This is a genomic window from uncultured Nostoc sp. (assembly GCF_964245575.1).
Classification (GTDB): domain Bacteria; phylum Cyanobacteriota; class Cyanobacteriia; order Cyanobacteriales; family Nostocaceae; genus Nostoc.
In genome coordinates this window covers 1-2797 of record NZ_CAXTNP010000507.1, presented here as the reverse complement: position 1 = coordinate 2797, position 2797 = coordinate 1, and the positions used below count along the sequence as shown (strand labels likewise).

1 protein-coding gene and 2 pseudogenes are annotated in these 2797 nt (G+C 40.9%); 2 read left to right on the top strand and 1 reads right to left on the bottom strand.

Annotated elements, in window-relative coordinates; all coding sequences use genetic code 11:
* Window positions 1-600: pseudogene (locus ACFFAP_RS37745) on the bottom strand (mechanosensitive ion channel family protein); the annotation flags it as partial.
* Window positions 601-990: 390 nt separating this feature from the next.
* On the opposite strand from ACFFAP_RS37745, the gene ahcY reads away from it, so the two are divergent.
* Complete coding sequence (gene ahcY / locus ACFFAP_RS37740; protein ID WP_375515989.1) at window positions 991-2268, top strand: adenosylhomocysteinase; 1278 nt, start codon at window positions 991-993, stop codon at window positions 2266-2268.
* A 104-nt stretch (window positions 2269-2372) separates the two neighbouring features.
* Window positions 2373-2747: pseudogene (locus ACFFAP_RS37735) on the top strand (XisH family protein).
* The last annotated feature ends 50 nt before the right edge of the window (window positions 2748-2797 follow it).

The following is a 2797-nucleotide window of genomic DNA, read 5'->3' as shown; positions in this document are numbered from 1 at the left end:
GTCTCTGGGGGGTTGGGAGGCAAGGGGGTATACTACATCGTTTTTGGAACGCCTTTGCCAGCTATATACCCCCCAACTCATCACAATCATTGTCAGTCCGATGCCCGCAGCAATTTTGCCTTGGTTGATTAAAGATTGAGTTTGTCTTTCTTGCTTTGCTTGTTGCAAGTCATCCTTTAACGATTCCTTTATTTGATCTGCTGATGCCCCTATATCTACCTCTCGCAATCCAGCATCCTCAGAAGTGATCGTCATCAGATATTGGTCGTTGACATAAATTACTGGTAAGTCGTTTACTTTGCGAACTTTTACGTTGACTTCTGTTTTTGTTGGTGAATTAATGTAACTTTGGCTAATTTTATCCAACTTCTTTTGAATATCTTCTGAACGCTCAGGAAAGTTGGCTTTTGATGCCGCTATCTGAAATAACCGCCGACCATCTAAATAAATCCAGCCTGTAACAACTCTATTATTTGAATCATTACTCACACTGCTGGGAGCTTGCAGCTGCGGTAAAAAAGGAATCTGGGCTGTGGCTTTTGGCACAGATACAACGCCTATGACCATTGAACTAGCGATCGCCAAAAATTGAAAGCGCACTCTAACACCTCCTTAAGTAAAATTTACTAGTTACTACTTCTATAGCCATCCTCCGCAATTACTTTGTCTAGATGTACCTATCTAAAGTTGAGGTTTTCCCTTTATATAATTAAATTTTGATATCATTTGATTGTCCCTATCTTTAGACAGATGACAATATACCTAAAATGAGCGTGTAAGGCTGAGAAGAGTCTTACTCTTAGCAAAGATAAAACAAAAAGGAAGAAGCTGAGGATAAAGTTGACATTCCGCCGATCAAACGTCAAGCTAGTTTTGAGGACTATTGACTATTGATTTGCTTTCATACAAGCAAAAATCAGCAGTAGTAGAATAACCTAGTACAGTGCGTAAATTTTACGTAGCTTTTTTAATTTTTTGAGGTAACTTTTGATGACCGCAACTTCTCCCCGATTAAAGCACGAGGTTAAAGACCTCGGCCTAGCTGCCTTGGGTAGACAGCGCATTGAATGGGCTGGACGCGAAATGCCAGTTTTGCGGCAAATCCGCGATCGCTTTGCTATCGAGAAACCCTTCGCTGGTTTACGCCTTGTAGCTTGCGCCCACATTACAACAGAAACAGCACATTTGGCGATCGCTCTGAAAGCCGGTGGTGCAGATGCGCTTTTAATTGCTAGCAATCCCTTATCAACTCAAGATGACGTAGCTGCTAGCCTCGTCTTGGATCATGAAATTCCCGTCTTTGCTCAAAAAGGCGAAGATAACGAAACTTATAACCGCCACGTCCAAATAGCTTTAGATCATCGCCCCAACATTATTGTTGATGACGGTAGCGATGTGGTTGCAACTTTGGTACAACAACGCCAACACCAAATTGCTGATTTGATTGGTAGCACCGAAGAAACCACCACTGGTATTGTACGGTTACGTGCCATGTTTAGAGAAGGCGTTCTCACCTTCCCCGCAGTCAACGTTAACGACGCTGATACCAAGCACTTCTTTGATAATCGCTATGGTACTGGGCAATCAACCCTAGATGGCATTATCCGCGCCACAAATATTTTGTTGGCTGGTAAAAACATTGTCGTCGTCGGTTATGGCTGGTGTGGTAAAGGTACAGCCCTCCGCGCCCGTGGGATGGGTGCTAACGTCATCGTCACCGAAATCGACCCCATCAAGGCAATTGAAGCCGTAATGGATGGCTTCCGCGTCCTGCCAATGGCTGAAGCTGCACCCCAAGGTGATATTTTTGTCACTGTGACTGGTAACAAGCATGTCGTTCGTGGCGAACACTTCGATGTCATGAAAGACGGTGCGATCGTTTGTAACTCCGGTCACTTTGACTTGGAACTTGATTTGAAATACTTGGCTGCACAAGCTAAGGAAATCAAGGAAGTTCGTCCTTTCACTGAAGAGTACAAGTTGAAAAATGGTAAATCAGTTGTTGTTCTTGGACAAGGACGCTTGATTAACCTAGCTGCGGCTGAAGGACACCCCAGCGCGGTAATGGATATGAGTTTTGCGAACCAAGCTTTGGCTTGTGAATTCCTGGTGAAGAATAAGGGTAAGTTGGAACCTGGTTTGCACTCAATTCCGGTTGAAGTCGATCAAGAAATTGCTCGGTTGAAGTTACAAGCTATTGGCATTACGATTGATAGCTTGACAGCAGATCAAATTGAGTACATCAATTCTTGGACTTCAGGAACTTGATACATTGATTAGTTAATTTTTTGGGGGATAGGCTTTTGCTTATCCCTTTTTTTGTTTCTCACGCAGAGAGAGGATATGATAAGAAAATATTATTTTAACTTTCTATGTCAGCTAAGGATTTCTTTCACAAGGCAGTTCGTTTAGCTTTATAAAAAGATAATTGGTTAATTACTGATGATCCTTTATCATTTACAATAGATGGTCTTGAATTTCGGATTGATTTAGGTGCAGAAAGACTTTTAGCAGCAGAAAAATAAGGACAAAAAATAGCAGTTGAAATGAAATCTTTTTTGGGTAAATCAACGATAAGTGAATTTCATACAGCTTTAGGACAAACACTTAATTACCGTTCTATTTTAAGAAAACAACAATCTGAACGTATTTTATATCTAGCAATTAGTTATGAAATATATACAGATTTTTTTCTGATTCCGTTTATTCAAGAAATAATTGCTGAACAGAAATTAAAATTACTATAGGACTAGCATTTGATTTCTGAAAAAACTCCGTACATTTGAAGAGTGGCAAA

Bases quoted from the DNA above. Each gene is read 5' to 3' on its own strand.
- ahcY (WP_375515989.1), top strand. From the start codon at position 991: ATGACCGCAACTTCTCCCCGATTAAAGCACGAGGTTAAAGACCTCGGC.